The organism is Muricoccus nepalensis (assembly GCF_006438825.1).
Classification (GTDB): domain Bacteria; phylum Pseudomonadota; class Alphaproteobacteria; order Acetobacterales; family Acetobacteraceae; genus Roseomonas; species Roseomonas nepalensis.
Genome location: NZ_RCZP01000025.1, coordinates 1 through 26,256, shown reverse-complemented (window position 1 = coordinate 26,256; position 26,256 = coordinate 1). Strand labels below are relative to the sequence as shown.

At 75.4% G+C, this 26,256-nt stretch carries 21 protein-coding genes and 1 pseudogene; 6 read left to right on the top strand and 16 right to left on the bottom strand.

All coding sequences use genetic code 11. The annotated features are described in order from the left end of the window. Positions 1-86 precede the first annotated feature (86 nt). From EAH89_RS20105 to EAH89_RS20095, 3 genes are all read left to right on the top strand, one after another. The gene (locus tag EAH89_RS20105; RefSeq protein WP_140885552.1) at positions 87-1,016 is read left to right on the top strand and encodes a DUF4394 domain-containing protein; all 930 of its coding nucleotides are present in this window, start codon (positions 87-89) and stop codon (positions 1,014-1,016) included. A 132-nt stretch (positions 1,017-1,148) separates the two neighbouring features. Further along, positions 1,149-2,786, top strand: a complete 1,638-nt coding sequence (gene pyk, locus EAH89_RS20100) for a pyruvate kinase (RefSeq protein WP_408906308.1) — start codon at positions 1,149-1,151, stop codon at positions 2,784-2,786. A gap of 53 nt (positions 2,787-2,839) precedes the next feature. Then, positions 2,840-3,220, top strand: a complete 381-nt coding sequence (locus tag EAH89_RS20095) for a hypothetical protein (RefSeq protein ID WP_140885502.1) — start codon at positions 2,840-2,842, stop codon at positions 3,218-3,220. Here the strand turns inward: EAH89_RS20095 and EAH89_RS20090 are convergent. From EAH89_RS20090 to EAH89_RS20070, 5 genes are all read right to left on the bottom strand, one after another. Further along, positions 3,217-4,326 carry a methylated-DNA--[protein]-cysteine S-methyltransferase gene (locus EAH89_RS20090; protein WP_140885501.1) on the bottom strand — a complete coding sequence of 370 codons (1,110 nt, stop codon included), beginning with the start codon at positions 4,324-4,326 and terminating at the stop codon, positions 3,217-3,219. The genes EAH89_RS20095 and EAH89_RS20090 overlap by 4 nt on opposite strands. 73 nt (positions 4,327-4,399) lie before the next feature. Beyond that, positions 4,400-5,035 carry a tetratricopeptide repeat protein gene (locus EAH89_RS20085; protein ID WP_140885500.1) on the bottom strand — a complete coding sequence of 212 codons (636 nt, stop codon included), beginning with the start codon at positions 5,033-5,035 and terminating at the stop codon, positions 4,400-4,402. After that, positions 5,032-6,381 carry a glycolate oxidase subunit GlcF gene (gene glcF, locus EAH89_RS20080; protein WP_140885499.1) on the bottom strand — a complete coding sequence of 450 codons (1,350 nt, stop codon included), beginning with the start codon at positions 6,379-6,381 and terminating at the stop codon, positions 5,032-5,034. Before glcF ends, EAH89_RS20085 begins: the two co-directional genes overlap by 4 nt. A 132-nt stretch (positions 6,382-6,513) precedes the next feature. After that, on the bottom strand, positions 6,514-7,803 hold the full coding sequence (locus EAH89_RS20075) for an adenylosuccinate synthase (RefSeq protein ID WP_140885498.1): 1,290 nt from the start codon (positions 7,801-7,803) through the stop codon (positions 6,514-6,516). Positions 7,804-7,807: 4 nt separating this feature from the next. Further along, the gene (locus EAH89_RS20070) at positions 7,808-9,013 is read right to left on the bottom strand and encodes an ATP phosphoribosyltransferase regulatory subunit (protein WP_140885497.1); all 1,206 of its coding nucleotides are present in this window, start codon (positions 9,011-9,013) and stop codon (positions 7,808-7,810) included. A gap of 188 nt (positions 9,014-9,201) precedes the next feature. Between EAH89_RS20070 and EAH89_RS20065 the strand changes: the two genes are divergently transcribed. Together EAH89_RS20065 and EAH89_RS20060 are read left to right on the top strand one after the other, a co-directional pair. Then, positions 9,202-9,714 (top strand): hypothetical protein, encoded by a 513-nt coding sequence (locus EAH89_RS20065; RefSeq protein ID WP_140885496.1) that lies wholly within the window; start codon positions 9,202-9,204, stop codon positions 9,712-9,714. A gap of 59 nt (positions 9,715-9,773) precedes the next feature. Next, complete coding sequence (locus EAH89_RS20060; protein ID WP_161993694.1) at positions 9,774-11,888, top strand: tetratricopeptide repeat protein; 2,115 nt, start codon at positions 9,774-9,776, stop codon at positions 11,886-11,888. Between the two features lie 4 nt (positions 11,889-11,892). On the opposite strand, the gene EAH89_RS20055 is transcribed toward EAH89_RS20060, so the two are convergent. Next, a complete protein-coding gene (locus tag EAH89_RS20055; protein WP_140885494.1) occupies positions 11,893-13,350 on the bottom strand; it encodes an MFS transporter in 1,458 nt (485 codons plus the stop codon). A 78-nt stretch (positions 13,351-13,428) separates the two neighbouring features. Beyond that, a complete protein-coding gene (locus EAH89_RS20050) occupies positions 13,429-14,625 on the bottom strand; it encodes a phosphoserine transaminase (RefSeq protein WP_140885493.1) in 1,197 nt (398 codons plus the stop codon). 128 nt (positions 14,626-14,753) lie between these two features. Here EAH89_RS20050 and EAH89_RS20045 point away from each other — a divergent pair, with 128 nt between their 5' ends. Further along, on the top strand, positions 14,754-15,785 hold the full coding sequence (locus tag EAH89_RS20045) for an AI-2E family transporter (RefSeq protein WP_140885492.1): 1,032 nt from the start codon (positions 14,754-14,756) through the stop codon (positions 15,783-15,785). Positions 15,786-15,807: 22 nt separating this feature from the next. Here EAH89_RS20045 and thiD read toward each other — a convergent pair whose 3' ends face one another. The 9 genes and pseudogenes from thiD to EAH89_RS31445 form a co-directional block, all read right to left on the bottom strand. After that, positions 15,808-16,614, bottom strand: a complete 807-nt coding sequence (thiD, locus tag EAH89_RS20040) for a bifunctional hydroxymethylpyrimidine kinase/phosphomethylpyrimidine kinase (protein WP_140885491.1) — start codon at positions 16,612-16,614, stop codon at positions 15,808-15,810. Next, a complete protein-coding gene (gene glmM / locus EAH89_RS20035) occupies positions 16,611-18,002 on the bottom strand; it encodes a phosphoglucosamine mutase (protein ID WP_241667114.1) in 1,392 nt (463 codons plus the stop codon). Before glmM ends, thiD begins: the two co-directional genes overlap by 4 nt. 161 nt (positions 18,003-18,163) lie before the next feature. Further along, positions 18,164-19,216 carry a dihydropteroate synthase gene (gene folP / locus EAH89_RS20030; protein ID WP_140885490.1) on the bottom strand — a complete coding sequence of 351 codons (1,053 nt, stop codon included), beginning with the start codon at positions 19,214-19,216 and terminating at the stop codon, positions 18,164-18,166. 168 nt (positions 19,217-19,384) lie between these two features. Further along, complete coding sequence (gene ftsH / locus EAH89_RS20025) at positions 19,385-21,310, bottom strand: ATP-dependent zinc metalloprotease FtsH (RefSeq protein WP_140885489.1); 1,926 nt, start codon at positions 21,308-21,310, stop codon at positions 19,385-19,387. Between the two features lie 91 nt (positions 21,311-21,401). Further along, a complete protein-coding gene (gene tilS / locus EAH89_RS20020) occupies positions 21,402-22,556 on the bottom strand; it encodes a tRNA lysidine(34) synthetase TilS (RefSeq protein ID WP_140885488.1) in 1,155 nt (384 codons plus the stop codon). Positions 22,557-22,591: 35 nt separating this feature from the next. Then, on the bottom strand, positions 22,592-23,506 hold the full coding sequence (locus EAH89_RS20015) for a tol-pal system YbgF family protein (RefSeq protein WP_241667113.1): 915 nt from the start codon (positions 23,504-23,506) through the stop codon (positions 22,592-22,594). Between the two features lie 164 nt (positions 23,507-23,670). Next, positions 23,671-24,171: a peptidoglycan-associated lipoprotein Pal gene (gene pal, locus EAH89_RS20010; RefSeq protein WP_140885487.1), complete on the bottom strand. Its 501-nt coding sequence runs from the start codon at positions 24,169-24,171 to the stop codon at positions 23,671-23,673. A gap of 49 nt (positions 24,172-24,220) precedes the next feature. Beyond that, the gene (gene tolB / locus EAH89_RS20005; RefSeq protein ID WP_140885486.1) at positions 24,221-25,555 is read right to left on the bottom strand and encodes a Tol-Pal system beta propeller repeat protein TolB; all 1,335 of its coding nucleotides are present in this window, start codon (positions 25,553-25,555) and stop codon (positions 24,221-24,223) included. Between the two features lie 115 nt (positions 25,556-25,670). Continuing rightward, positions 25,671-26,256, bottom strand: a pseudogene (locus tag EAH89_RS31445) (hypothetical protein); the annotation flags it as partial.

Below are 26,256 nucleotides of genomic sequence, written 5' to 3'. Positions count from 1 at the left end.
TTTTAATTTAGGGCACGCCTTTTGCTGCACGGTTCCGCGGGACGGCCTGAGCCGGACCCGACCGCCACCAACCAGAAGGCACCCCTATGCACCCGCTGAACCACAGGCGCCCCGCCCGGGCGACGGCCTCCCGCCTCGCGCTCGCCCTCGGATCCGTCATCGCCCTCGCCGCCACCGGCCCCGCCGCCCTCGCCGCGCCGGTCATCGGCCTCGCTGGGTCCAACACCCTCGTCGGCTTCGACTCCACCGCCCCCTCCGCCGTCACCTCGACGCTGAGCGTCACCGGCCTGGACGGGGAGGCCCTCCGCGGCATCGACGTCCGGCCCTCGAACGGGCAGCTCTACGCCCTCGGCCAGTCGGGCGGCCTCTTCACGATCGACACCGCGAGCGGCGCCGCCACCCGCGTGGCCGGGCCCGGCGTTCCCCTCGGCGGCGGCAGCCCGGACGTCGGCGTGGCCTTCAACCCGGTGCCGGACGCCATCCGCGTCGTCACCGCCACCGACCTCAACCTGCGGGTGAACCCGACCACCGGCGTCACGGTCACCGACGGGACGCTCGCCTACGCGCCGGGCGACGCGAACGCGGGCACGAACCCGGCCGTGACGGCGGTGGCCTACACGAACCAGGTCCCGGGCACGGTCACGGCCACCATGCTTTACGGCATCGACGCGGCCACCGGGTCCCTCGTGCTCCAGAACCCGCCGAACAACGGCACCCTGGCCACCATCGGCTCGCTCGGCCTCAACTTCCTCGCCAGCGGCGTCGGCTTCGACATCGACGGCCTCTCCGGCCAGGCCCTCGCCTCCCTCACCACCGCCACCGGGGCGAACGGCCTCTACTCGATCAACCTCGGCACCGGCGCGGCCAGCTTCCTCGGCGGCTTCGGGCTGGCCACCGTCAGCGACATCGCCTTCGGCCGCATCGGCCCCGTCGCCGTGCCGGAGCCCGCCTCGCTCGCGCTCTTCGGGATGGGCCTCCTCGGCATGGCCATCGCCCGCCAGCGCCGCCGGGCCTGACGCCGCCAACCGGGAGCCGGCACGCATCCGGCCGGCTCCCGCCACCCGCTCCCCGCCAAGGCCCCCAAAACTTAACAAAACTAAGCAAACGCGCCCCTCGCACGGTAGCCTTAACATCCCTAACCTACGGGGATGCGCGACCAAGCCCTCGAAGCCCTCCTCGCCCGGCGCGGCGCCGTCACCCGCATCGCCAACGGGCTCGGCATCTCCACCGCCGCCGTCTCGCAGTGGCGCCGCGTCCCGCCCGAGCGCGTGGAGGAGGTGGCCCGCATCATGGAGGTCGCCCCCGAAGCCCTCCTGCCCACCCCTTCCGCCGTCCCCACAGGAGCGCCCCGCTTGGCCCCCAAGATCGCCATCCGCCGCCGCCGCCGCACGAAGATGATCGCGACCCTCGGCCCGGCCAGCGCCAGCCCGGAGGTGATCGAGCGCCTGTTCCGCGCCGGCGCCGACATCTTCCGCCTCAACTTCTCCCACGGCTCCCACGAGGACCACGCCGCCCGCATCGCCACCATCCGCGACCTCGAGCGCCGCACCGGCCGCCCGATCGGCATCCTGGCCGACGTGCAGGGCCCGAAGCTCCGCGTCGGCAAGTTCGCGGGCGGGCGCGTCCAGCTCCAGCCCGGCCAGCCCTTCCGCCTCGACCTCTCTCCCGTCCCCGGCGACGTCCGCCGCGTGCAGCTCCCCCACCCCGAGATCATCCACGCCGCCCGCATCGGCACGAGCCTCCTGCTGGACGACGGCAAGCTCCGCCTCGGCGTCACCCGCCAGCGGGAGGACCACCTCGAGACCGAAGTCCTCGTCGGCGGCCCGCTCTCCGACCGCAAGGGCGTGAATGTCCCCGACGTGGCGCTGCCCATCCCCGCCCTGACCGAGAAGGACCGCGCCGACCTCGCCTTCGTGCTCGAGCAGGGCGTCGAGTTCATCGGCCTCTCCTTCGTCCAGCGCCCCGAGGACGTCGCCGAGGCGAAGGAGATCGCGGCCGGCCGCGCCTGGATCATGGTGAAGATGGAGAAGCCCCAGGCCGTCGAGCACATGGACGCCATCCTCGACCTCGCCGACGCCGTCATGGTCGCCCGCGGCGACCTCGGCGTAGAATGCCCGCCCGAGGAGGTTCCCCTCATCCAGAAGCGCATCATCCGCGCGGCCCGCGCCCGCGGCCTGCCGGTGGTGGTCGCGACCCAGATGCTGGAGAGCATGATCAGCGCCCCCACCCCCACCCGCGCCGAGGCGTCCGACGTCGCCACCGCCGTCTTCGACGGCGCCGACGCCGTCATGCTCTCCGCCGAGACCGCGGCCGGCAGCTACCCCTACGAGGCCGTCAACATCATGGACCGCATCATCGCCCGCACCGAGCAGGACCCGGGCTGGCGCGCCATGACCGACGCCGCCCGCCCCGACCCCCGCCACACCTCGTCCGACGCCATCGCCGCCGCCGCCCGCCAGATCGCGAGCACCATCGAGGCCGAGGCGATCGCCTGCTTCACCTCCACCGGCTCCACCGTGCTCCGCGTCGCGCGCGAGCGCCCGGCCGCCCCCATCCTCGGGCTGACCGCCAGCGAATCCACCGCCCGCCGCCTCGCCCTCGTTTGGGGCGTCCACCCCGTGCCGAGCAAGGAGCCCGCGAGCATGACCGACATGGTCGCCAAGGGCGTCCGCGCCGCCTCGGCCGAGGGCTTCGCGGTCAAGGGCGACGAGGTCGTGGTCGTGGCCGGCGTCCCCTTCGGCACCCCCGGCACCACCAACGCGCTGCGCGTGGCGGTGGTGGATTGAACGAGGCGGGAGGGCTAAGCACCGCGCGACGCCCTCCGAGAACAGGATCCGCGATGACGCCGACCACCTCCCTCCGCGCCGCCCTCGCGGCGCCCCTCCTCCTCCTCGGCCTCCTCCTGGCCCCCGCCCCCGCCCAGGCCCAGCGGAACGGCACCTACGACGTGAACGGCACCAACCCCGACGGCACCGCCTACACGGGCACCATGACCATCCAGCAGGTCGGCCTCGCCTCCTGGCGGGTCCGCTGGCAGATCGGCCAGGCGCAGATCGACGGCTACGGCATGTCCGTCGGCACGGTCTTCTCGGTCGGCTTCGCCCTGTCCGAGCGCCCGGGCCTGAGCATCTACGAGATCGCGCCCGACGGCAGCCTCTCCGGCCAGTGGACCCTCGTCGGCAGCAGCGCCATCGGCAGCGAGAACCTGACGCCGCGCTAGGCGTCCCCCGCCCCGGCCGGCGCCCCCGCCTCCCGCGCCAGCAGCGCCGCCTTGCGCGTCAGGCTCCAGCGATAGCCCCGCAGCGCCCCGTCGCGCCCCACCACCCGGTGGCAGGGCACGGCGAGCGCCACCTCGTTGGTCGCGCAGGCCCGCGCCACCGCCCGCGCGCCCCGCGGCAGCCCGAGGCTCTCGGCCAGCCCCGCGTAGTCCATCGTCCGGCCCGGCGGGATGGCCATCAGCGCCTCCCAGACCCGCTTCTGGAAGGCCGTGCCGCGGAGGTCGAGCGGCAGGCCGAGCGCGCCCCGCGGCTCCTCCACCCAGGCCAGCACCCGCGCCACGGCTTCGCGCGCCGCGCCGTCCGCCGGCTCGATCCGCGCGGCCGGGAAGCGCGCCGCGAGCGCCTCCCGCAGCGAGGCCTCGTCCGCCCCGAGCGCGATCGAGCAGACGCCGCGATCCGTCATCGCCACCAGCACGGGCCCGAGCGCGCCCTCGCCGAAGGCGGTCCGGATCACCTCCCCCGCGCCCCCGCGCCGCGCCGCGCCCGGCGTCATGCCCAGCACCCGCGCGCCGCCCTCGTAGACCCGGCTCTCGCTGCCGAAGCCCGCGCCGGCCACCGCGTCGGCCACCCGCTCGCCCGCGGCCAGGGCCTCCCCCAGCCGCCGCGCCCGCACCGCCGCCGCGAAGCCGTGCGGCGTCACGCCGGCCACTTCCCGGAACAGCCGCAGGAAGTGGTGCCGGGCAAAGCCCGCCCGCGCCGCCAGCGCCGCGAGGGAGGGCACCTCCTCCCCCGCCGCGACCGCCGCCTCGATGGCGGCGCCGGCCGCGCGCACGGCGGCGGCGTGGATCGCGGCCCGCTCGCCGCCCGGGTCGCAGCGCCGGCAGGGCCGGAACCCCGCCGCCACCGCCTCGTCCACCGCGCCGAAGAAGCGCACGTTCCGCCGCAGCGGCGGCCGCGCCGGGCAGCCCAGCCGGCAGACCACCCCCTGGGTCGTCACGCCATAGAAGCGCCCCGGCAAGGCCTCCCGCCGCAGCAGCGCCGCCCACAGAGCCTCGTCCGTGGGAGCCTCGTCGGTATCGAGAAGGGTGAGGTCGGGTGCGTCGCTCATGCCGCCATCTCGCCCCGATCGGCACGCCCGAGCCATCCGCCCGTTGCGCCCGAACGGCTCCGGCGACGCGCCCTCAGGTCTGGTCGCCCAGCGCCCGCCGCGACAGCTCCCGCCGCCGCTGCGCCGCGCCCGGCAGCCAGGGATTGATCCGCAGCGCCGCCTCCAGGCTCCTGAGCGCCCCCGCCGCGTCCCCCGCCTCTTCCTGGAGGTCGGACAGCGCCATCAACGCCCCGAAATGCCGCGGCTCCAGCCGCAGCGCCTCCCGCAGGTCCGCCGCCGCCGCCGCCCGGTCCCCCGAGGCCGCCTGCGCCTGCCCGCGCAGCACCCAGGACTCCGGGAAGTCCGGCTGAAGCGTGATGGCGGCGTCGAGGTCCTCCACCGCGTCCGGCGCCTCGTTCGCCTGCAGCGCGCGCAGGCTCTTCCGCAGCAGCAGCCCCACCGCGGGCGAGCCGCCCTCGGCCCAGAGCGCCTGGATGCGCGCCTGGATCGGCGCCGCCGCCGCCTCGTCCGGCGCGGCGGCCAGCGAGTCCAGCAGCCGGTCCAGCTCTGCCCGACGCGCCTCCGCCGCCCCCGCCCGCGGCATCGGCGAGGCCAGCGGCGGCACCGCCGGCCCCACCCCCGGCCCCGCGCCCGGCACAGGCAGCACCTGCCCCGCCGCGCCCACCGGCACGGCCGCCGCCAACCCCGCGAGGAGGGCCCGCCGCCTCATTCCGCCGCCACGCCCGCCACGGCCTGGCGCCGCGCCAGCGCGACCTCCACCGCCGGCGGCGCCGGGCCGCCCGCCATCCAGTCCAGCAGCTCCACCGTGTGCGCCAGCGGCAGCGCGTCGCCCGAGAGCTGCGTCAGGCAGCCGATGTTCCCCGACGCCACGAGGTCCGCCCCCGTCCGGTTGATGTTCGCGAGCTTGCGCTCCCGCAGCCGCCCCGCGATCTCCGGCTGGAGGATGTTGTAGGTGCCCGCGCTGCCGCAGCAGAGATGCGCCTCGGCCGGCGCCCGCACCTCGAAGCCCGCGCGCTCCAGCAGCGTCTTCGGCACCGCCGTGATCTGTTGCCCGTGCTGCAGCGAACAGGCCGCGTGGTAGGCGACCCGCAGCCCCGGCCTCTCCCGCGTGGGCGCGTAGTCGAAGCGCGCGATCACCTCCGACACGTCCTTCGCCAGCCCCGCGATCCGCGCCGCGCGGTCGCGCAGCGCCGGCTCGGCCTCGCGGAACATGTGGCCGTAGTCCTTCACCGTGGTGCCGCAGCCCGAGGCGTTGATCACCACCGCGTCCAGCCCCTCGCCCTCGGCCTCCGCCGCCCAGGCCTCGATGTTCGCCCGCGCCTGGGCGTCCGAGGTGTCCTGCTTGCCCATGTGGTGCGTCAGCGCGCCGCAGCAGCCCTGGCCCGCCGTCACCACGACGTCGAGCCCCATGCGCGTCAGCAGCCGGATCGTCGCCTCGTTGATGGAGGGCGCGAGCACCGTCTGCGCGCAGCCCGTCAGCAGCGCGACCCGCCCGCGCCGCGCGCCCTCGGCCCGGTGCACCGTCGCCCGCGCGGAGGTGCCGGCCGGCGGCAGCGCGGCCGGCGCCAGGTCCAGCATCGCCCGCAGCCGCTTCGCCGTCATCGAGGCCCCGCCGACCAGCCCCCGCAGCGGCCGCGCCACCCGCGCCCCCACCAGCGCCGCCCGGAACAGCCCCGGCCGCGGCAGCACGAGGGAGAGCACGTTGCGGATCATCCGCTCCATGAAGGGCCGCTGGTACGTTTCCTCGATGTGGTGCCGGGCGTGGTCCACCAGGTGCATGTAGTTCACGCCGCTCGGGCAGGTCGTCATGCAGGAGAGACAGGAGAGGCAGCGGTCGACGTGCCGCACCTCCTGCTCGGAGGCCGCGCGGCCGGATTCCAGCATGTCCTTGATGAGGTAGATGCGCCCGCGCGGGCTATCCAGCTCGTCGCCCAGCAGGACGAAGGTCGGGCAGGTGGCCGTGCAGAACCCGCAATGCACGCAGGTCCGCAGGATCTGGTTCGACTCCCGGATGTCGGGATCGGCAAGCTGCTCCGCCGTGAACTCGGTACGCATCCGTTCCCCCAGGGGGCTCCCCCTTGGGGGAGGCCCGTCCAAACGCTCGCCGCAAGCCCACAACAAGAACATCCGCCCCCCGTCTTGCAAGGGGGAACCGCGAGGAAGGGCCGGGGCGGCGGGGGCCCGGCCTCAGCCCGCGAAGGGGTCGCTCACCGTGATCGTGTCGTCCCGCTCCGGGCTGGTCGACAGAAGCGCGACCGGCGCCTCCACCAGCTCCTCGATCCGCCGCACGTACTTGATGGCCTGCGCCGGCAGCGCCGCCCAGGAGCGCGCGCCCCGCGTGCTGCCCGACCACCCCTCGATCGTCTCGTAGACCGGCCGCGCCGCCGCCTGCGCCGCCATCCCTGCCGGCAGGCGCCGCACCGTCTCGCCCTCGATCTCGTAGCCCGTGCAGATCTTCAGCTCGCGCATGCCGTCGAGCACGTCGAGCTTCGTCAGCACGAGGCCGCTCACGCCCCCCACCTTCACCGCCTGGCGCACGAGGCAGGCGTCGAACCACCCGCAGCGCCGCGGCCGGCCCGTGACGGTCCCGAACTCGTGCCCGCGCTCGCCCAGCCGCTTGCCGATGTCGTCGAAGAGCTCCGTCGGGAAGGGCCCCGAGCCCACCCGCGTCGTGTAGGCCTTGGCGATGCCGAGCACCGTCCCGATCGCGTGCGGCCCGATCCCCGCCCCCGCCGCCGCGTTCCCGGCCACCGTGTTCGAGGAGGTGACGTAGGGGTAGGTCCCGTGGTCGACGTCGAGCATCACGGCCTGCGCGCCCTCGAACATCACGCGCTTGCCCTCGGCCCGCGCCCGGTCCAGCCGCTCCCAGACCGCCTCCATGAAGGGCAGCAGCCTGGGCGCCCAGCCGAGGAGCTGCGCCATCAGCGCGTCCTTGCCGAACTCCGGCGCGCCCAGCCCGCGCAGCAGCGAGTTGTGGTGCAGCAGCAGCTCGTCGAGCTTCTTCGACAGCGTCTCGGGCTCCGCCAAGTCGCAGAGCCGGACGGAGCGCCGCCCCACCTTGTCCTCGTAGGCCGGCCCGATGCCCCGCCCGGTGGTGCCGATCTTGTCGCCCCCCCGCGCCGCCTCGCGCGCCTTGTCCAGCGCGGGGTGCAGCGGCAGGATCAACGGCGTGTTCTCGGCGATCCGCAGGTTGTGCGGCCCGACCTCGAGCCCCTGCGCCCGCACCTTCTCGATCTCGCCGAGCAGCGCGTCGGGGTCGAGCACCACGCCGTTGCCGATGATGCCGAGCTTGCCCCGCACCACGCCGGAGGGCAGCAGGCTCAGCTTGTAGGTCTGGTCGCCCACCACGAGCGTGTGGCCCGCGTTGTGCCCGCCCTGGAACCGCACGACGATGTCGGCGCGGCTGGCCAGCCAGTCCACCACCTTGCCCTTGCCCTCGTCGCCCCACTGGGCGCCGATGATGGCGACGTTGGCCATGGCCCTACTCCCTCACGATCGGCGGGGCGCCCGCGGCGCCCGCCCCAACAGCATCAGCGTCCACGGCGGCCCCGCGCCCCAGCGCGACCAGCCGCCCGCCCCGCAGCTCCCGCGTGCAGCCGAGCGCCGTCGCCTCGTCCGCCGGCGAGAGCGCCGCAACCGTCACCCAGCCCTCGCGCCGCAGCGCCGCCGCCGCCGCGGGGTCGTGCCCGGCGGGCAGGAACACCCGCTCCGGCAGGGCGACGGTCGGGGCCGCCCGCAGCGCGGCGTCGGGGTAGAGGCTCAGCCCCGTCGCCGGCTCCTCCCCGCTCAGGTAGCGCCCGCCCCGGCCGAGCTCCCCGCTGCGCCCGGGCCCGTAGAGGGTGAAGGCGACGCCCGTGTGGTAGCGGAAGCCCCGGAACTCCACGGGGTCGAGCGTGATGCGAAGCCCCGGCAGCCGCCGCCGCAGCGCGGCCACCACCTCGGCCGCGTTGTCCGCGATCCGCCGCGGCGCCTCCGGCAGCGGCGCGGCGCGCAGCGCGGCCAGCGCCCCGTCGGCCGGCCCGGCCGCCGCCAGCAGCTCCACCAGGAAGACCGCGGGCGGCCCCGCCGCCTCGGCCAGGCGCGCGACCTCCGCCGCGTCCTTGCGGTCCAGCGCCCGCGCCAGGCGCGACCGCGCGGCCCCCTCCAGCCCCGCCGCGTCGAGCAGCGCCGGCGACATCGGCGGCAGGGTGATGTCGAGCGCGACCCCCTCGATCCCCGCCGCCGCCAGCGCCTCCACGCCCAGCGCCGCGGCCTCCGCGTCGGCCTCCGCGCTGTCCACCCCGATCAGCTCGACGCCGAGCTGCGGCAGCTGCCGCCCCGGCGCGATCTGCGTGCCCCGCACCCGCAGCACCTGCCCCGCGTAGGACAGGCGCAGCGGCCGCGCCGCGTCGCGCAGCCGCGTCGCCGCGATCCGCGCCACCTGCGGCGTGGTGTCGGCCCGCAGCCCCATCATCCGCTGGCTCTCCGGGTCCATCAGCCGGAAGGTCTGGTCGGCCAGCGCCGCGCCCGAGCCCTGCAGCAGCCCCTCCTCGAACTCGAGCAGCGGCGGCTTCACCCGCTCGTAGCCGTGGCTCGCGAAGACCGCCATCATCGCCTCCACCAGCGCGGCCTCCCGCGCCGCCTCGGGCGGCAGCAGGTCGGAGAGGCCGGACGGCAGCAGGGCCGGGTTCGGGAGGTCGTCGGTCACGCGAGGGGGGTCATCGGCAGGGGGGATCGCCCGGGGCTTTCTTGCGCGGGGTGAATGGCAGCGAGGGCCCCGCGCCGCAAGCCCCGTCCCCCAAACCCGCCGGCGGCGAATGCCAGCAGAATGTAAGCCTGACGTCCTAGGATCGGCGCCGGCGTTCCACCCTCCCCACGCCCGCAGGTCCCCACCCCATGCACCGCGCCCTCCTCGCCCTCCCCCTCCTCCTCGCCGCCTGCGGCGACGGCCGCCCCCTCGGCGGCATCGGCCTCGCCGACCCGCTCCGCGGCCCCGCCCGAGCCGCGCCCTTCGAGTACGGCCAGACGGAGCGCCTCGCCGGCCGCCCGGCCGCCGCCGCCCAGGCCGCCGCCGAGATCGAGGCCTTCACCAACGCGGCCGAGACCGACCCCCTCTGGACCCACCCGCGCGACGCCCTGCTGCTGCCCCGCCTCCAGATCGCCCGGCGGGAGTTCCGCCAGGCCCTCGGCGTCCCGCCGGGCACGCCCCCCGTCGTCGCGGTGGCCGCCTTCAGCCGGGCGGCCGTCGCCATCGGCCAGGCCGACACGGCGGCCGCGACCGCGGCCCTCGCCCCGGTCGGCGGCGCCGCCACCCTCGCGCGGCTCGCCAGCCTCCCCCGCCTGCCCCGGGTCGAGGAGGCCGCCCAGGCCGTCGCGATCGAATCCTCCCACCCGAACCGCCGGGGGTAACGGAGCCTTCACCAAGCCGGGGCCAAACTCGCGCCGCCAGAATGGTCGGAGCAGAGAAAATGCCCCTGCACAGCAGCCAGCCCGCGCACGGCAACCCGGGAAGCGACCAGGCGGAGGCCGACCGCCGCACCGCCCGCGCCCTCGCCCACCACCGCGCCGGCGACCTCGCCCTGGCCGAGCCCCTCTACCGCTCGGCTCTCGCCCTCCGGCCGCGGCACTTCCAGGCGCTGCACCTGCTCGGCCTCCTCCACGCCATGCGCGGCGACCCCGCCGGCGCCATCCCCCTCCTCCGCCAGGCCCTGGAGGAGGACGCGCGCCACGGCTTCGTCCACAGCAACCTCGGCAACGCCCTCGTCGAGACCGGCCAGGCCGAGGAGGCCCTCGCGACCTTCGACCGCGCCATCGCCCTCGAGCCCGGGCTGGTCGAGGCCCGCGTCGGCCGGGCCAACGCCCTGCAGGCGCTCAACCGCCCGGCCGAGGCGCTGGAAGCCCTCGACGCCGCCCGCGCGCTCGGCGCCGACATGGCCGAGCTCCACAACAACCGCGGCAACGCCCTCCGCGCCCTCGACCGCCCGGCCGAGGCGCTGGAGGCCTATGATCGCGCCCTCGCCCGCAACCCCAACTACGCCAGCGCCCACGCCAACCGCGCCACCGCCCTCGTCGACCTCCAGCGGGACGCCGAGGCCTATGCCAGCATCGCGACCGCCCTCCTGCTGCGCCCGGACGACCCCGGCTTCCTGAACACCCAGGGCGTCGTCCTGCGCGCCCTCCAGCGCCCGGAGGAGGCGCTGGCCTGCCTCGACCGCGCCATCGCCCTCGCCCCCGGCCTCGCCGATCCCCACGCCAACCGCACCATCGCCCTCTGCGACCTCGGCCGCCACGCGGAGGCGCTCGAGAGCGCCGAGCGCGCCCTCGCCCTCTCCGGCGGCGCGGCCGCCCACCGCAACCGGGCCGAGGTGCTCGCCCGCCTCTCCCGCCACGCCGAGGCCGAGGTCGCGGACCGCGAGGCCCTCCGCCGCGACCCCAGCTCGGGCCAGGCCTGGAACGGCCGCGGCATCGCCCTCACCGAACTCGGCCGCTTCGAGGAGGCGATGGAGTGCTTCGACCGCGCCGCCCTCCTCTTCCCCGGCAACCGCGGCATCCCCTTCAACCGCGGCAACGCCTACCGCGGCCTCGGCCGCCACCACGACGCGATCGAGTGCTACCGCCAGGCCATCGCGATCGACCCCGACTACGCCGACGCCCACTGGAACACCGCGCTCAGCCAGCTCGCCCTCGGCCAGCTCGAGGAGGGCTTCCGCAGCTACGAGTGGCGCTGGCGCCGCAAGGGCAGCCAGCCCCACCGCCACGCCGCCAGCCCCCTCTGGCACGGCGAGCCCATGGAGGGCCGGACCCTCCTCCTCCACGCGGAGCAGGGGCTCGGCGACACCATCCAGATGCTCCGCTACATCCCGCTCGCCGCCGCCCGCGGCGCGCGCGTGGTGCTCGAGGCCCCGCGCCCCCTGCACCCGCTGCTGCACGGCCTCCCCGGCCTGCACGCCTTCTTCGGCCTCGGCGAGCCCACGCCCGACCACGACGCCCAGTGCCCGCTGCTCAGCCTGCCGCTCGCCTTCGGCACGCGCCTCGACAGCATCGTGGCGCCCATCCCCTATCTCGCCGCCGACCCCGCCCGCGCCGCCGCCTGGGACCGCGAGCTGCCCGGCGGCGCGCTCCGCCTGGGCATCGCCTGCTCCGGCAACCCCGAGCACGCCGGCGACCGCTACCGCTCCATCCCCCTCTCCCTCTTCGCCCCCCTCCTGGGCGAGGGCGTGGAGGCCTTCCTCGTCCAGACCCAGGTGCGGGAGACGGACGAGGCCTTCCTGGCGGAGACCCCGGGCCTGACCGACCTCCGCCCGCGGCTCACCAGCTTCACCGAGACCGCGGCCGCCCTCCTCGCCATGGACGCGATCGTCTGCGTGGACACGAGCGTGGCCCACCTGGCCGGCGCCCTCGGCCGCCCAGTCCACCTCCTGCTGCCCTCGCTCCCGGACTGGCGCTGGCTGCTCGACCGCTCGGACAGCCCCTGGTACCCGACCATGCGCCTCCACCGGCAGGCCCGCGGCGAGGACTGGCCCGAGGTCATCGCCCGGATCGCCCGCGCCCTCCCCTCGGCGGAGGACCGGATCGCCGCCTGAGGGCCTATTCCGCGGCCTGGGAGAGCGGCCGGGCCACGTCCTCCAGCGACTTGCCCTCGGCCGCGAAGCCGAGCTTCCACTCGGTCGCCGCCGCGATGAGCATCAGCGCGGCGCCGAGCAGGTAACCCCACATGATGTTCGTGCGCTCGCCCCCCTCGATCAGCACGCCGAAGAGCGCGGGCCCCACCACGCCGCCCACCAGCGTGCCGAAGGCGTAGAACAGCGCGATCCCCATCGCCCGCATCTCCAGCGGGAAGCTCTCGCCGACCGTGAGATAGGCCGCCGACGCCGCGGCGGAGGCGAAGAAGAAGATCACGGTCCAGGCCGCCGTCTGCTCCCAGGCCGAGAGCCAGCCCTGGGCGAAGGCGTAGCCGGTCACCGCCATCAGCACGCCCGCCAGCGCGTAGGTGCCGGTGATCATCACCCGCCGCCCCACCGAGTCGAAGAAATGCCCAAGGGTCAGCGGGCCCGCGAGGTTGCCCAGCGCGAAGGGCAGCATGAACCACCCGATATGCGCCGACGAGATCCCGTAGAAGCGCGTCAGCACCAGCGCGTAGGTGAAGAACACCGCGTTGTAGCAGAAGGCCTGGCAGGCCATCAGCACGATGCCCAGCACCGCCCGCTGCGGGTAGGTGCGGAACAGCGTCGTCGCGACCTCGCCGAGCGTCGTGTGGCGGCGTGGGTCGATGCGGATCGGCGTGCCCTCCACCGGCGGCAGCGGCCCCTTCTCGCGCGCGACCCATTCCTCGATGTCGCCGACGATCTTCTCCGCCTCCGCCTTGCGCCCGTGCGTCATCAGCCAGCGCGGGCTCTCGGGGATGTAGCGGCGCAGCAGCAGCACCGAGAGCGAGAGCGCGCCCCCCACCCCGAAGGCCAGCCGCCAGCCGATCTCGGGGTCGATCACCGCGGGGTCGAGCAGGATCAGCGACGACGCCGCCCCCGCCGCCGCGCCGCCCCAGAAGGTGCCGTTCACCGCCAGGTCCGTCGTCCCCCGCCGCCGCGCCGGGATCAGCTCCTGGATGGCGGAGTTCACCGCCGAGTACTCCCCCCCGATCCCCGCCCCCGTGAAGAAGCGGAAGACCGCGAAGGACCAGAAGTCCCAGGAGAAGCCCGTCGCGATCGTCGCCACGAGGTAGACGAGCACCGTGAGGGTAAACAGCTTCTTCCGCCCCAGCCGGTCCGTCAGCCAGCCGAAGAACAGGGCCCCCGAGACCGCGCCGAGCAGGTAGGCCGAGGCCGTGAGCCCCACCTGCGTCTCGGTCAGCCGCAGGCTCGGGCTCTCCCGGATGGCGCCCGCCAGCGAGCCGACCAGCGTCACCTCGAGCCCGTCCAGCACCCAGGTCACCCCGAGGGCCACGACGACCAGCCAGTGGAAGCGCGACCAGGGCAGCCGGTCCAGCCGGTTCGGCACGTCGGTGCTGAAGCTCTCGGCGCTGAAGCCGCCGCTCGGAGTGCTCGCCATGGTTCCTCCCCGGATGGTCCCCCGGGGGGGAACCGCGCCGGAGCGGAACCGTGCAAGGACCCGAAGGTTACAACCCGCTCAGGTCGCGGCCTCGCGCGCCATCTCCACGCCCACCTCCGCGAAGGCCCAGTCCAGCCAGGGCAGCAGCGCCTCGATGTCGGCGGTCTCGACCGTGGCCCCCCCCCAGATCCGCAGCCCCGGCGGCGCGTCGCGGTAGGAGGCGACGTCGAGCGCGACCCCCTCCGCCTCCAGGATCGCCGCCAGCCGCTTCGCCACCCGCGCCTGCGCCGCCGCGTCCATCGCCACGAACCAGGGCACGACGATCTTGAGGCAGATGGAGGTCGAGGACCGCGTCGCCGGGTCCTCCGCCAGGAACCCCGCCCAGCCGCTCGCCGCAACCCAGCGCGAGACCGCCGCCAGGTTGGCCTCCGACCGCGCGATCAGCCCGTCGAGCCCGCCCACTGACTCCGCCCAGCGCAGCCCGTCGATCGCGTCCTCCACGCAGAGCATGGAGGGCGTGTTGATCGTGTCCCCCTCGAAGATCCCCTCGATGAGGCGCCCGCCCTTCGTCAGCCGCATGATCTTCGGCAGCGCCCGCCCGGGGTCATAGCCCTCCAGCCGCGCGACCGCCCGCGGCGAGAGCGCGAGCATCCCGTGCGCCGCCTCGCCCCCCAGCACCTTCTGCCAGGACCAGGTGACGACATCGAGCCGCGCCCAGGGAAGCCGCATGGCGAAGGCCGCCGAGGTCGCGTCGCAGATCGCGAGGCCGCGGCGGTCCTCGGCGATGAAGTCCGCGTGCGGCAGCCGCACCCCGCTCGTCGTCCCGTTCCAGACGAAGACCGCGTCCCGGTCCGGCGAGACGGGGTCGAGCGCGGGCAGCCGCCCGTAGGGGGCCTCGCGCACGGCGACGTCGGGCAGGCGGAGCTGCGCGGCCACGTCCGTCGCCCACTCCTTGGAGAAGGACTCCCAGACGAGCACGTCCACGCCCCGCAGCCCGAGCGCCGACCAGAGCACCATCTCCACCGCCCCGGTGTCGGAGGCCGGCACCACCCCCAGCCGCCAGTCGGCGGGCATGCCGAGGACGGCCTTCGACCGCGCGATCACCTCCGCGATCCGCGCCTTCGGCCCCTTGGCGCGATGGCTGCGCCCGAGCATCGCCCCCTCCAGCGCCGCCAGCGACCAGCCCGGCCGCTTCGCGCAGGGCCCCGAGGAGAAGCACGGGTTCGCCGGCCGCACCGCGGGCCGCGCGCCGCCCAGCTCGATCGTCCCGCCCATTGCCCTCACCCCTCGCTCACGGGCCAGCCCGCCCGAAGGCCAGGGCTTGCCGCCCGGCGTTCCGCGGGTCAAGCGCCCGCGGCGCGCGGCGCGGCAACTCCGCCGCGCCGCGCGCCGTTGCGCCCCCGATGCGCCACGAACAAGCCACCCTCCTCATCGCCCTCGGCGCCGTCGCCCTCGTCGCCTGGCTCGCGCCCGACGTGCTCCTCATCGTCTTCGCGGGCTGCCTGCTGGCCGTCGCCCTCCGCGCCGCCGGCGTGCCGCTCGCCCGCCGCCTCCATCTCGCGGAGCACTGGGGGGTGATGATCGTGGCCCTCCTCGCGCTCGTCGCCATCGGCCTCGTCCTCTGGTTCGGCTTCGCCACCCTCGCCGGCCAGGCCCGCGAGTTCACCCAGGCCGCCCCGCGCGTCCTCCGCGACCTCGCCGAGCTCCTCCGGGACCTGCCGGGCGCGGAGTGGCTGAAGCGGAACCTCTCGCCGGAAGGCATGCAGCCCTCCGCCCAGACCGCGGCCAACGTGGCGCTCGCCGGCGTCGGCGGCACGCTCGGCGCGCTCGGCAACGTGCTGCTCGTGCTGCTGCTCGGCCTCTACATCGGCTCGGACCCCACGCTCTACCGCCGCGGCGCCCTCGCCCTCCTCTCCCCCGGCCTCCGCCCGCGCGGCGAGGCCACGCTGAACGCCATGGCCCACGGCCTCCGCGGCTGGCTGCTCGGCCAGATGTTCGGCATGACCTTCACGGGGGTCTTCACCTTCCTCGGCCTCTGGGCGCTCGGCGTGCCGCTGGCGGCCCTGCTGGCCATCCTGAGCGCCATCTTCGGCTTCATGCCCTATATCGGCCCCGTCCTCGGCGCCGTGCCCGCGATCCTCATCGCGGCCTCCCAGGACCCCTCCCTCGTGCCCTGGGTCGTGGCCCTCTACTTCGCCTCCCAGAATATCGAGGGGAACGTCCTCACGCCCATGGTGCAGAAGCAGGCCTCCGACGTGCCGCCGGCCGTGCTGCTCGGCGCCCAGGCCCTCTTCGGCACGGGCCTCGGCTTCCTCGGCATCCTGCTGGCGGCGCCGATCGCGGCTGCGGCCCTCGCCGCCATCCGCGTCTCCTACGTCGAGGGCTGGGTCGAGGACCCTGCCGACACCACGCGCAAGGGCCTCATCCGCCCCTGAGCGACCCGCCCCCGGGACGGGGTCAGAGCGCGGCGACCCGCCCCGGGTCCATCGTCACCCCGTGGTCGAGCGGCCCGTGCCCGCGCCCGAAGCCCGGCGCCGAGCGGATCGCGGCCGCCACATAGGCCCGCGCCCGGATCACGGCCTCCCGCAGCCCCATCCCCTGCGCCAGCCCCGCCGCGATGGCGGAGGCCAGCGTGCAGCCCGTCCCGTGCGTGTGCCGCGTGTCGATCCGGGGGCTCTCGAAGACCTCCACCCCCTCCTCGGTCGCCAGCACGTCGTGCACCACCGGCCCCTCGAGGTGCCCGCCCTTCAGCAGCACCGCCGGCACGCCGAGCGTCATCAGCACCTCCGCCGCGTGCTGCATCGTCTCCAGGTCCGGGATCGCCATGCCCGACAGCGCCTCGGCCTCCGGCAGGTTGGGCGTGAGGACCGTCGCCAGCGGCATGAGCCGCCGCTTCAGCGTCTCCACCGCCCCCGTGTCCAGTAGCCGGGCGCCGCCCTTGGCCACCATCACCGGGTCCGCCACCAGCGGCAGGCCCGAGCCCGCCAGCGCGTCGCAGACGGCGTCGATCGTCACGGCGTCCGCCAGCATCCCGGTCTTCACGCAATCCGCCCCGATATCCTCGAGCGACATGCGGATCTGGAGCCGCAGGAAGTCGAGCGGCACGGGATGCACCGCCCGCACCCCCTCCGTGTCCTGCGCCGTCAGCGCCGTCACGGCCGTGGCCGCGTAGGCGCCGAGCGCCGTCACCGCCTTGATGTCCGCCTGGATGCCCGCGCCGCCGCCGGAATCGGACCCGGCGACGATCAGCACGCGTCCCCTCATTCGGCGGCGACCCGCGTGGGGGAGGCCGCGGCCTGGCGGATGACGTCGGCGAGCCGCGCCGTCAGCGAATCGACCAGCGCCTGCTCCTCCGCCTCCACCATCACGCGGATCAGCGGCTCGGTCCCGCTCGCCCGGATGAGCACGCGCCCGCGCGACCCGAGCTCGGCCTCCGCCGCCGCGACCCCGTCGATCACCCGCTCGTCGTCGAGCGGCGATCCCCCGGCGTGGCGCACGTTCACCAGCTTCTGCGGCAGCGGCTCGAAGCAGCGCAGCACCTCGCTCGCCGGCCGCCGCCGCTCCACCAGCACGCCCAGCACCTGCAGCGCGGCCACCAGCCCGTCCCCCGTCGTCCCGTGGTCGGACAGGATCAGGTGCCCCGACTGCTCCCCGCCCAGGTTGCAGCCCCTCTCGCGCATGGCCTCGCCCACGTAGCGGTCCCCCACCTTCGTCCGGTGCAGGCTAAGGCCCTTCTTCTCAAGAAAGCGTTCAAGGCCGAGGTTCGACATCACCGTCGCCACCACCTCCTTGCCCTTCAGCCGGCCCGAGGCCGCCCAGGAGGCTGCGACGGTCGCGAGGATCTGGTCGCCGTCGACCACCTTCCCCGCCTCGTCCACCAGCACCACCCGGTCCGCGTCGCCGTCGAGCGCGATACCGAGGTCCGCCCGCCGCTCGCGAACCAGCGCCGCGAGCTGGGCCGGCGCTGTGCTGCCGCAGCCGTCGTTGATGTTGAAGCCGTCGGGCGCGACGCCGACCGGCACCACCTCCGCCCCCAGCTCCCACAGCACCGTCGGCGCCACGCGGTAGGCGGCGCCGTGCGCGCAGTCCACCACGATCCGGAGCCCCTCCAGGCTCCGCCCGCGCGGGAAGCTCGCCTTCACCGCCTCGATGTAGCGCCCGGGCGCCCCCTCCAGGCGGGACGCCCGGCCGAGCTTGCCCGGCGTCGCGAGCGCCGAGGTCAGGTCGCCCTCCATCAGCGCCTCGATCGCGATCTCCTGCTCGTCGGACAGCTTCAGCCCGTCCGGCCCGAAGAGCTTGATCCCGTTGTCCTCGTAGGAGTTGTGGGACGCGCTGATCATCACGCCGAGGTCGGCCCGCAGGCTCCGTGTCAGCAGCGCGATGGCGGGCGTCGGCAGCGGTCCCACCAGCACCACGTCCATACCCGCGCCCACGAAGCCCGCCGTCAGCGCCGGCTCGAGCATGTAGCCCGACAGCCGCGTGTCCTTGCCGATCACTACCCGGTGGCGGTGCTGCCCGCGGTTGAAGAACCGCCCCGCCGCCTGGCCGAGCCGCAGCGCGGTGGCCGCGTCCATCGGCGCGCGGTTGGCGACCCCGCGAATGCCGTCCGTGCCGAAGAGGCGCCTCTGCCCGTTGCCCATCTCGTCCCTCATCTTGCCCGCCTCCCCTCTGTAACCGATGCCCCGCGCGCCGGCTCTGCAACGAACGGTGAGGTCCCCTCCATGCCCCCGCGCCGCGCGCCCGGCCCTCGCCCGGCACCCGTCGGCGCCGCGCCCGTTGCTCCCGGATTGCGCCCGAAATGCGGACAGCCCGCTCAGGGCGGGGGCGCGCCCGCGACGCCCGCGCGCCAGAGACGAAGCGCCGCCACCGTCTCCGCGACGTCATGCACCCGCAGCATCGCCGCCCCGCGCGACGCCGCGGCCACCGCGACGCCGAGGCTCCCCGCCATCCGGTCCCCCGGCGTCTTCACGCCCGAGAGCGTGCCGATGAAGCGCTTGCGCGAGGCCCCCACCAGCACCGGGCAGCCGAGCCCCAGCAGCACCGGCAGCCGGTCCAGCAGGTCGAGGTTGTGATCCATCGTCTTGCCGAAGCCGATCCCGGGGTCGATCGCGATCCGGGCCCGCGGGATGCCCGCCGCCTCGCAGGCCGCGACCCGCGCCGCGAGGAAGTCCGCGACCTCCAGCACCACATCCCCGTAATGCGCGCGATCCTGCATGGTCGCGGGCTCGGTGCCGGGCATGTGCATCAGCACCACCGAGCATCCGGCCTCCGCCACCACCGCCATCGCCTCGGGATCGTGGCGGAGCGCGGTCACATCGTTCACCACCTCCGCCCCCGCCTCCAGCGCGGCCCGCATGGTCGCCGCGTGGCGCGTGTCCACGCTCACCGGGGCGTCGCGCGCGATGGCGCGGATCACCGGCAGCACCCGCGCCATCTCCGCCTCGGCGTCCACCGGCGGCGCGCCGGGCCGCGTGCTCTCGCCGCCCACGTCGATCATGTCCGCCCCCGCCTGCAGCATGGCGTCCGCCGCCATCAGAGCGGCCCGGGGATCGAAGTGCCGCCCGCCGTCGGAGAAGCTGTCGGGCGTCACGTTCAGCACGCCCATCACCAGCGGCCGCCCGAGGCTCGCCGCGTCCGGCAGCCCCGCGAAGGACGCGACCGGCCGCGTCAGGGCCAGCACCGCCTCCTGCCAGGCGGGCGGCGTCTCCACGGCCAGGATCGGCGCGGCGGGCCTGCCGTCCTCCACCAGCCGCACGAGGGTGAAGGCCGCGCCCGCCCCCTCCAGCGGCAGGGCCGTGCCGGCGTCAATGGCGGCCTGGGCGCCCCGCCCGTGCAGGAGCCCCATCGGTTCGACCCAGCGCGCCATCCAGTCCTCCATCCCCCGCCCCGGCCCCGCCGGCCGCCACCGCTTGCGAATCAGGGGGTCACGCACGGAAACGGGGGCCACTGAGGGCCCCCGCTCCATTCAAGCGCCTCGCCGCACCCCGCGCCAGGGGCCCCTCCGAGAAAGAGGGCGGTCGTCCCGTCCCCGGGGTCAGGCCCCCGAGGGCGCCGGCTGCATGCCACCGGCATCGGGCCGCGGCGTCGGGCGGCCGGAGGTCGGCACGCTGCCGCGCCCCTGGTTCACCGGCTCGTCCGGGCGGTCCCGCACGATCGGGTCGCCGCGGAGCACCTGCCGGATCTCGTCGCCCGAGAGCGTCTCGTACTCCAGCAGCCCCTTGGCCAGCAGGTGCAGCTCCTCGATCCGGTCCGTCAGCGTCTTCTTCGCCCGCTGGTAGGCCGTGTCGATGATCGAGCGGATCTCGCTGTCGATCGCCTGCGCCGTCGCCTCAGAGAGGTTCTTCGACTGCGTCACCGAATGGCCCAGGAACACCTCCTGGTCGTTCGAGCCGTAGGCGACCATGCCGATCTTGTCGGACATGCCCCACTCCGTGACCATCCGGCGAGCCAAGTCGGTCGCCATCTTGATGTCGCCCGAGGCGCCGTTGGACACCTTGTCCGGCCCGAAGATGACCTCCTCGGCGACCCGGCCGCCCATGGCCATGGCCAGCTCGGCCTTCATCTTCGACTTGTGCTTCGAGTAGCGGTCGCCCTCCGGCAGGCTCATCACCAGGCCCAGCGCACGGCCGCGCGGGATGATGGTGGCCTTGTGGACGGGGTCGCACTCCTCCTCGCTCATCGCCATCAGCGCGTGGCCGGCCTCGTGATAGGCCGTCATGCGCTTCTCGGCCTCGGACATGACCAGCGACCGCCGCTCGGCGCCCATCAGCACCTTGTCCTTGGCCATCTCGAACTCGTGCATGCCCACCGTCCGGCGCCCGGTGCGGGCCGCGAGCAGCGCCGCCTCGTTCACGAGGTTGGCGAGGTCCGCGCCAGAGAAGCCCGGCGTGCCGCGCGCGATCACCTTCGGCTCCACGTCGGAGGCCAGCGGCACCTTGCGCATGTGGACCCGCAGGATCTTCTCCCGCCCGTTCACGTCGGGGTTCGGCACCACGACCTGGCGGTCGAAGCGGCCAGGGCGCAGCAGCGCGGGGTCGAGCACGTCCGGCCGGTTCGTCGCCGCGATGAGGATGACCCCCTCGTTGCTCTCGAAGCCGTCCATCTCCACAAGCATCTGGTTCAGCGTCTGCTCGCGCTCGTCGTTGCCGCCGCCCAGCCCCGCCCCGCGGTGCCGGCCGACCGCGTCGATCTCGTCGATGAAGATGATGCAGGGGGCGTTCTTCTTGCCCTGCTCGAACATGTCGCGCACGCGGCTCGCGCCCACGCCGACGAACATCTCCACGAAGTCGGAGCCCGAGATGGTGAAGAAGGGCACGTTGGCCTCGCCCGCCACCGACCGCGCCAGCAGCGTCTTGCCGGTGCCCGGGGGGCCGACGAGCAGCACGCCCTTGGGGATCTTGCCGCCCAGGCGCTGGTACTTCTGGGGGTCGCGGAGGAACTCGACGATCTCCTCGAGCTCGCCCTTGGCCTCCTCGATGCCCGCCACGTCCTCGAAGGTCACGCGGCCGGACTTCTCGGTCAGCAGCTTGGCCTTGGACTTCCCGAAGCCCATGGCCCTTCCCCCGCCGCCCTGCATCTGGCGCATGAAGAAGACCCAGACGCCGATGAGGAGAAGCATCGGGAACCAGGAGATGAGGATCTGGAAGAGCGGGTTGACGTCGCTCTCCTCGGGCCGCGCGACCACGCGCACGCCCTTCTCCGTCAGCCGCTGGACCAGTTGCGGGTCCTCGGGGGTGTAGGTGCTGAAGGTCCGCCCGTCCTGGAGCTGGCCCGACACGATCCGCCCCTGGATGGTGGCGTCCCGCACGTGCCCTTGCTGCACCTCGTTCAGGAAGTCGGAATAGGCCACCTGCATCCCGCGCGTGGAGGCAGTGCCCGAGGGCTGGAAAAGGTTGAACAGCGCCACGAGCAACAGGGCCACGATCACCCAGAGCGCGAGGTTGCGACCGAAATTGTTCACTTGGAGGTCCCGATCCTTGGCCGGCGAAACCGGCACGCCCAGGAAGATAGGGATGCATTGGTCAACAGGGAACCACCAGATGAACCGGGTTTCACGCCACAGACCCCCCAATGGGCCGGAATTCGACTCGGACCCCCTCCCGCCCCCCTCCGGGAAGCCCCAGCGTGGCCACCAGGCGCCCCCCGGCGTCCCGGATCGCGGGCAGCCCGGGCGCCACCGCCGCCGGCAGCCCGCCCCGCGCCGTTCCCGGCCCTAGGGCGCCGATGACCGCGCCCGCCGGCGCCTCCGCCACCCGCCAGCGCCCGTCCCAGAGCGCGCCCGGCACCGCCGGCACGGGGGGCGCGCAGCGCGCCGGCTCCCGGCAGAGCACCCCACCCCGCAGCAGGGCGCCCCCCAGGCTGCCCCCGCCCCGCGCGATCAGCCCCGCCACCGCCGCCCGCGCCGGCGGATGGATACCCCCGCCCACGGCCCGCAGCAGGGCCGAGAGCGCGGCCTCCGCTACGGCGTCCCGGCCCAGCGCCTCCCGGTCCAGCCGCGCCCAGCCCCCCTCCTCGAATCGGGCGGCCCCGGCCAGCCGCTCGGCCACCGCCGCGCCCCGCGCCGCCCGCCGCGCGGCGAAGGCCCCCGCCGCCGCGGCCAGCGCCGCCACCCCCGGCCCCTCCGGGTCGCCGAGCGCCGCGCGCAGCCGCGCCCGGGCGAAGCGGGGATCATCGTTGGAGGGGTCGCGCAGCGGCACCAGCCCCTCGCGCGCGAGGAAATCCTCGATCGCCCCGGGCCCGGCGCCGAGCAGCGGCCGCAGCACCAGCACCCCGCCCGCCGGCCGCGCCGCCGCCATCCCGGCCAGCCCCGCCGCGCCCGATCCCCGCAGCGCCCGGAAGGCCACCGTCTCCGCCTGGTCCGCCCGGTGGTGGCCGAGGAGCAGCCAGGGCATCCCCGCCGCCTCGCAGGCCCCGGCCAGCGCCGCGAAGCGCGCCGCCCGCGCCCGCTCGTGCAGCCCGGGACCCGGCGAAAGGCCCAGCGACAGGCGCCGCGCCGGAATGCCGAGCCCCTCCAGCCGGGCCGCGACCCCCGCGGCCTCCGCCCCGCTGCCCGCCCGCAGCCCGTGGTCGGCCACCAGCCCGAGCACCCGCCCGCCCCGCGCCGCCGCCCAGTCCCGCGCCAGCAGCGCCAGCGCCAGGCTGTGCGGCCCGCCCGAGACGCCGAGCCCGAGCGAAGGCGCCGCGCCGAAGGGCCCGAGCCCCGTCATGGCCGCCGCGAAGGCGGCCCCCAGCGAGTCCCCGCTCAGCGGCAGCCGGCGCGCTGCCGGGCCTGGCCCACCCGGTCCGCCAGGCTCGCCGGCAGGCGCGGGAACTGCGTCCGCAGGTCGTCCAGCGTCTGGCAGGACTCGCGCTTGGCGCCGAAGCCGTTGAAGGCGTTGGCCAGCCCCAGCATCGCCTCCGGCGCCCGGCCCGAGGCGCGGGAGCGGCGGTAGGCATCGTCATAGGCCAGGGCGGCGTTCTGGAAGTCGCGCTTGCCCATCAGCGAATCGCCGAGGAGGATCCCCGCGTCCTGCGCCCGCGTCGGCGCGCGCGCCGCCAACACCTCCCGCGCCGCCGCCTCGGAGGCCGCGAAGTCACGCCGGCCGAGCGCCGCCTGCCCCTCGCGCAGCGCCACCTCCGGCGTGCGCGGCCCCGGCGCCGAGGGCTGCCCCGCGGGCGCCGCCGGCACCGCGGGGGTCGCGGGCGCGGCCGTTGTCGACGGGGTCAGCGCGCCCGGCTGTCCGCCCCCGGCTCGCCCCGCCGGCGCGGCCCCGCCCCGGCCCTCGATCTGGTTGAACCGGTACTCCACGTCGCCCTGCAGCTTCTCGAGCTGCTGCTGGAGGGTGCGGTTGCGGAACTCCGCCTGCTCGGCCAGGCCCCGCTGCCGCCGCACCTCGTCCTCGAGGGCGCTCACGCGGTCGAGCAACGGCCCGATCAGCTCCCCCCCGGCCACCGGCGCCCCCCCGCGGGAGGGCGCGGCCACGGGCGGCGCGACCGGCGCCGCGCGCCGCATCAGCTCCATCTCCTGGCGGAGCTGGAGGATCTGGTTCTGGAGGTAGATGCCCTCGCGGCTCTCCGCCTGCGCCCGGGCCGCGCCGGGCGTCATCCCGCCCAGCGCCACCCCGGCCAGCAGGAGCGCGACGCGCCCTCCCCGCCAGCAAAGCAAGCCGTGCTGCATCCTCGTGCCCTCCGCGGCCCGGCCTCGCCGGGCCCTTCCTCATCGGCCGGGCGGGCGGACGCCGGCCCGGCGTCCCACCCCCTGCCCCGCCGGGGCCGGCCGCGCAAGCGCCGGCGCCGCAACGCCCGGCGGCCGCTCCGCCCCGCACGCCCCGTCGGGCCGCCCTAGCGGACGGTCGTCACCGCGCGCCGGTTCTGCGCCCAGGACGCCTCGTCCGAGCCGAGCGCCGCCGGCCGGTCCTTGCCGTAGGACACGGTCTGGATGCGCTGCCCGGACACGCCGCTCGCCACCAGCAGGTCGCGCGCCGCGTTCGCCCGGCGCTGGCCGAGGGCGAGGTTGTACTCGCGGGTGCCGCGCTCGTCGGCATGCCCCTCCATGTAGACGGCCACCTGCGGGTAGCGCGCCAGCCAGGCCGCCTGCCGCTCGAGCGTCGTGCGCCCGTCGGCGCGCACCTGCGTGCTGTCCGTGTCGAAGAAGACGCGGTCGCCGACGCTGGCCACCAGGTCCTCCTGGCTGCCCGGCCGCGCCGTGCCCATGCCGGCGCCGCCCAGCCCGCCGGCCCCGGCGCCGCCGGCCCCGGACGCCGCCGCGTTCGTCGCCTCGTCGGACGAGCAGGCCGCCAGCAGCGCGAGCGCGCCGAGCGCCCCAAGGATCTTCGCGTTCATCTCAATACCCCTTCGATCGGTGTGTTCTGAGCGGTTGTTCTGGCAGAAATCAGGCGAGCAGCGGCGACCACGACGGATCGGTCGCGTCCGTCGGGGTCAGGATCTGCCGCTCGTTGAAGCCGGTGATGTCGATCTGGGCGAGGCGGGCCGAGTACCCCTCCCCCCGCGCCCCCCGCGCCTGGCTCTCGCGGTAGAAGGCGAGCACGCGGCCGTTGGGCGCGAAGGTCGGCCCCTCCATCCCCCAGCCCTCGGAGAGGATGCGCTCCCCCGAGCCGTCCGGCCGCATCACCCCGATCCCGAACTGCCCGCCCGAGATCCGCGTGAAGGCAATGAGGTCGCCCCGCGGCGACCAGACCGGCGTCGCGTAGCGCCCGCGCCCGAAGGAGATGCGCCGCGCGCCGCCGCCGCCCGCGTCCATGACGTAGAGCTGCTGGTCCCCGCCCCGGTCGGAGTTGAACACGATCTGCGTGCCGTCCGGGTTGTAGCAGGGCGAGACGTCGAGCCCGTTGCCGGCGGTGAGCTGCCGCTGCGCGCGCGAGGCCACGTCCACCGCCACGATGTTCGCGTCGTTGTTCCGCGCGTAGGACAGCACCACCGTCCGCCCGTCCGGGCTGAAGCGCGGCGAGAGCGTCATCCCCGGGAACTGCCCGAGCACCTCCGAGCGCCCGCTGTTGAGGTCGAAGAGGTACACCCGCGGCGTGTTCTGGAAGTAGGACATGAACACGATCTGCTGCGCGTTCGGGTGGAAGCGCGGCGAGAGAACCTGGAAGGACCCGTCCGTCAGGAAGCGGTTGTTCTCCCCGTCCTGGTCCATGATCGCGAGCCGGCGCGTCCGCCGGTCCCGCGGCCCGCTCTCGGCGACGTAGACGATCCGCGTGTCGAAGTAGCCCTTCTCGCCAAGCAGCCGCTCGTAGATCACGTCCGAGATGAGGTGCGCGATCCGGCGCCACTGCGCGGCCGGCGCCGTGAAGGCCGTGCCCTGGATCTGCTGCTCCGGCAGCACGTCCCAGAGGCGGAACTCGACCCGCAGCCGCCCGCCCTGGTCCTCCACCCGGCCCGTCACCAGCGCGTTGGCCCCGATCACCCGCCAGTCCTGGAAGCGCGGCGTCGCCGCCGCGGCCTCGGCGCTCTGGATGAAGGCCGCGTTGTCCACGGGCCGGAAGAGGCCGGAGTTGCGGAGGTTGGCCTGGATCACGCGCGCGATGTCCGCCCCGCGCCCGCCGCCGCCCGGCAGCGCCGGCACCGCGATCGGGATCGGGTCCGTCCGCGCGCGCGTGATGTCGATCACGGCACCCTGCCCACCCCCTTGGGCGCGCGCCGCGGCCGGCGCCGAGAGCAGGGCGGCACCGCCCAGAATGAGGCCACGCCGGTGGGTCGTCATCATGGATGGAGAACCTTGGTGTTGCGGAGGGCGGGTGAAGCCGAAGCGGCGGCGGCGCGCAACCCGCCCCGCCCCGCCGCGACCCCGCGGGCCTCGGATATGATCGCGCGCGCCACGCTCAACGCGTCAGCCCGCGCGGGTTGAAGCGGAAGGTGGCGGTGTTGATGGCCGCCAGCTTGTCCCGCGGGAACGGCAGGGGCGAGCACTTGGGGTCCATCAGCGCCCGCCGCGCGGCCTCGAACACGGCGCGCGCCCGCGGCTCGGAGGGCACGCTGCCGGCCGGGCGCACCACGCGAACCACGCCCGAGGCGTCCGCCTCCACGCGAAGCTCCACCACGATGCTCTCGAGCCCGGGCGCGCCCGCGTCGACCGACCAGCACTCGCTGATCTTGTCGGCGACGCCGCGCACCTCGCCGGCGGTGAGCGTCGCGGTCCCCGCCGGGGCGCCGCCGCCGGGCGCGGGGGCCGCGGCCGCCGCCGGGCGGGGGCGCGCCGCGGCCGCCGCCGCCTGCTGCGCCCGCAGCCGCTCGAGCGTGCTCTGCACGGAGGTGCTCCCCTCCGCCGGGTTGGCGACCGGCGGCGTCTGCCCCGTGCCGGGCCGCCCGTTGCTCTCCCGCGCCGGCGGCACGGGCGCCTGGTTGGCCACCGCGTTCGGCCGCGCCGGCGCCGGCGCCGCGGCGGAGGCGACCTGCTGCGGCGCCCCC

Coding starts and splice junctions, on each gene's coding strand:
- EAH89_RS20105 (WP_140885552.1), top strand. CDS start 87: ATGCACCCGCTGAACCACAGGCGCCCCGCCCGGGCGACGGCCTCCCGC.
- pyk (WP_408906308.1), top strand. CDS start 1,149: ATGCGCGACCAAGCCCTCGAAGCCCTCCTCGCCCGGCGCGGCGCCGTC.
- EAH89_RS20095 (WP_140885502.1), top strand. CDS start 2,840: ATGACGCCGACCACCTCCCTCCGCGCCGCCCTCGCGGCGCCCCTCCTC.
- EAH89_RS20090 (WP_140885501.1), bottom strand. CDS start 4,326: ATGAGCGACGCACCCGACCTCACCCTTCTCGATACCGACGAGGCTCCC.
- EAH89_RS20085 (WP_140885500.1), bottom strand. CDS start 5,035: ATGAGGCGGCGGGCCCTCCTCGCGGGGTTGGCGGCGGCCGTGCCGGTG.
- glcF (WP_140885499.1), bottom strand. CDS start 6,381: ATGCGTACCGAGTTCACGGCGGAGCAGCTTGCCGATCCCGACATCCGG.
- EAH89_RS20075 (WP_140885498.1), bottom strand. CDS start 7,803: ATGGCCAACGTCGCCATCATCGGCGCCCAGTGGGGCGACGAGGGCAAG.
- EAH89_RS20065 (WP_140885496.1), top strand. CDS start 9,202: ATGCACCGCGCCCTCCTCGCCCTCCCCCTCCTCCTCGCCGCCTGCGGC.
- EAH89_RS20060 (WP_161993694.1), top strand. CDS start 9,774: ATGCCCCTGCACAGCAGCCAGCCCGCGCACGGCAACCCGGGAAGCGAC.
- EAH89_RS20055 (WP_140885494.1), bottom strand. CDS start 13,350: ATGGCGAGCACTCCGAGCGGCGGCTTCAGCGCCGAGAGCTTCAGCACC.
- EAH89_RS20050 (WP_140885493.1), bottom strand. CDS start 14,625: ATGGGCGGGACGATCGAGCTGGGCGGCGCGCGGCCCGCGGTGCGGCCG.
- EAH89_RS20045 (WP_140885492.1), top strand. CDS start 14,754: ATGCGCCACGAACAAGCCACCCTCCTCATCGCCCTCGGCGCCGTCGCC.
- thiD (WP_140885491.1), bottom strand. CDS start 16,614: ATGAGGGGACGCGTGCTGATCGTCGCCGGGTCCGATTCCGGCGGCGGC.
- glmM (WP_241667114.1), bottom strand. CDS start 18,002: ATGAGGGACGAGATGGGCAACGGGCAGAGGCGCCTCTTCGGCACGGAC.
- folP (WP_140885490.1), bottom strand. CDS start 19,216: ATGGCGCGCTGGGTCGAACCGATGGGGCTCCTGCACGGGCGGGGCGCC.
- tilS (WP_140885488.1), bottom strand. CDS start 22,556: ATGACGGGGCTCGGGCCCTTCGGCGCGGCGCCTTCGCTCGGGCTCGGC.
- EAH89_RS20015 (WP_241667113.1), bottom strand. CDS start 23,506: ATGCAGCACGGCTTGCTTTGCTGGCGGGGAGGGCGCGTCGCGCTCCTG.
- pal (WP_140885487.1), bottom strand. CDS start 24,171: ATGAACGCGAAGATCCTTGGGGCGCTCGGCGCGCTCGCGCTGCTGGCG.
- tolB (WP_140885486.1), bottom strand. CDS start 25,555: ATGATGACGACCCACCGGCGTGGCCTCATTCTGGGCGGTGCCGCCCTG.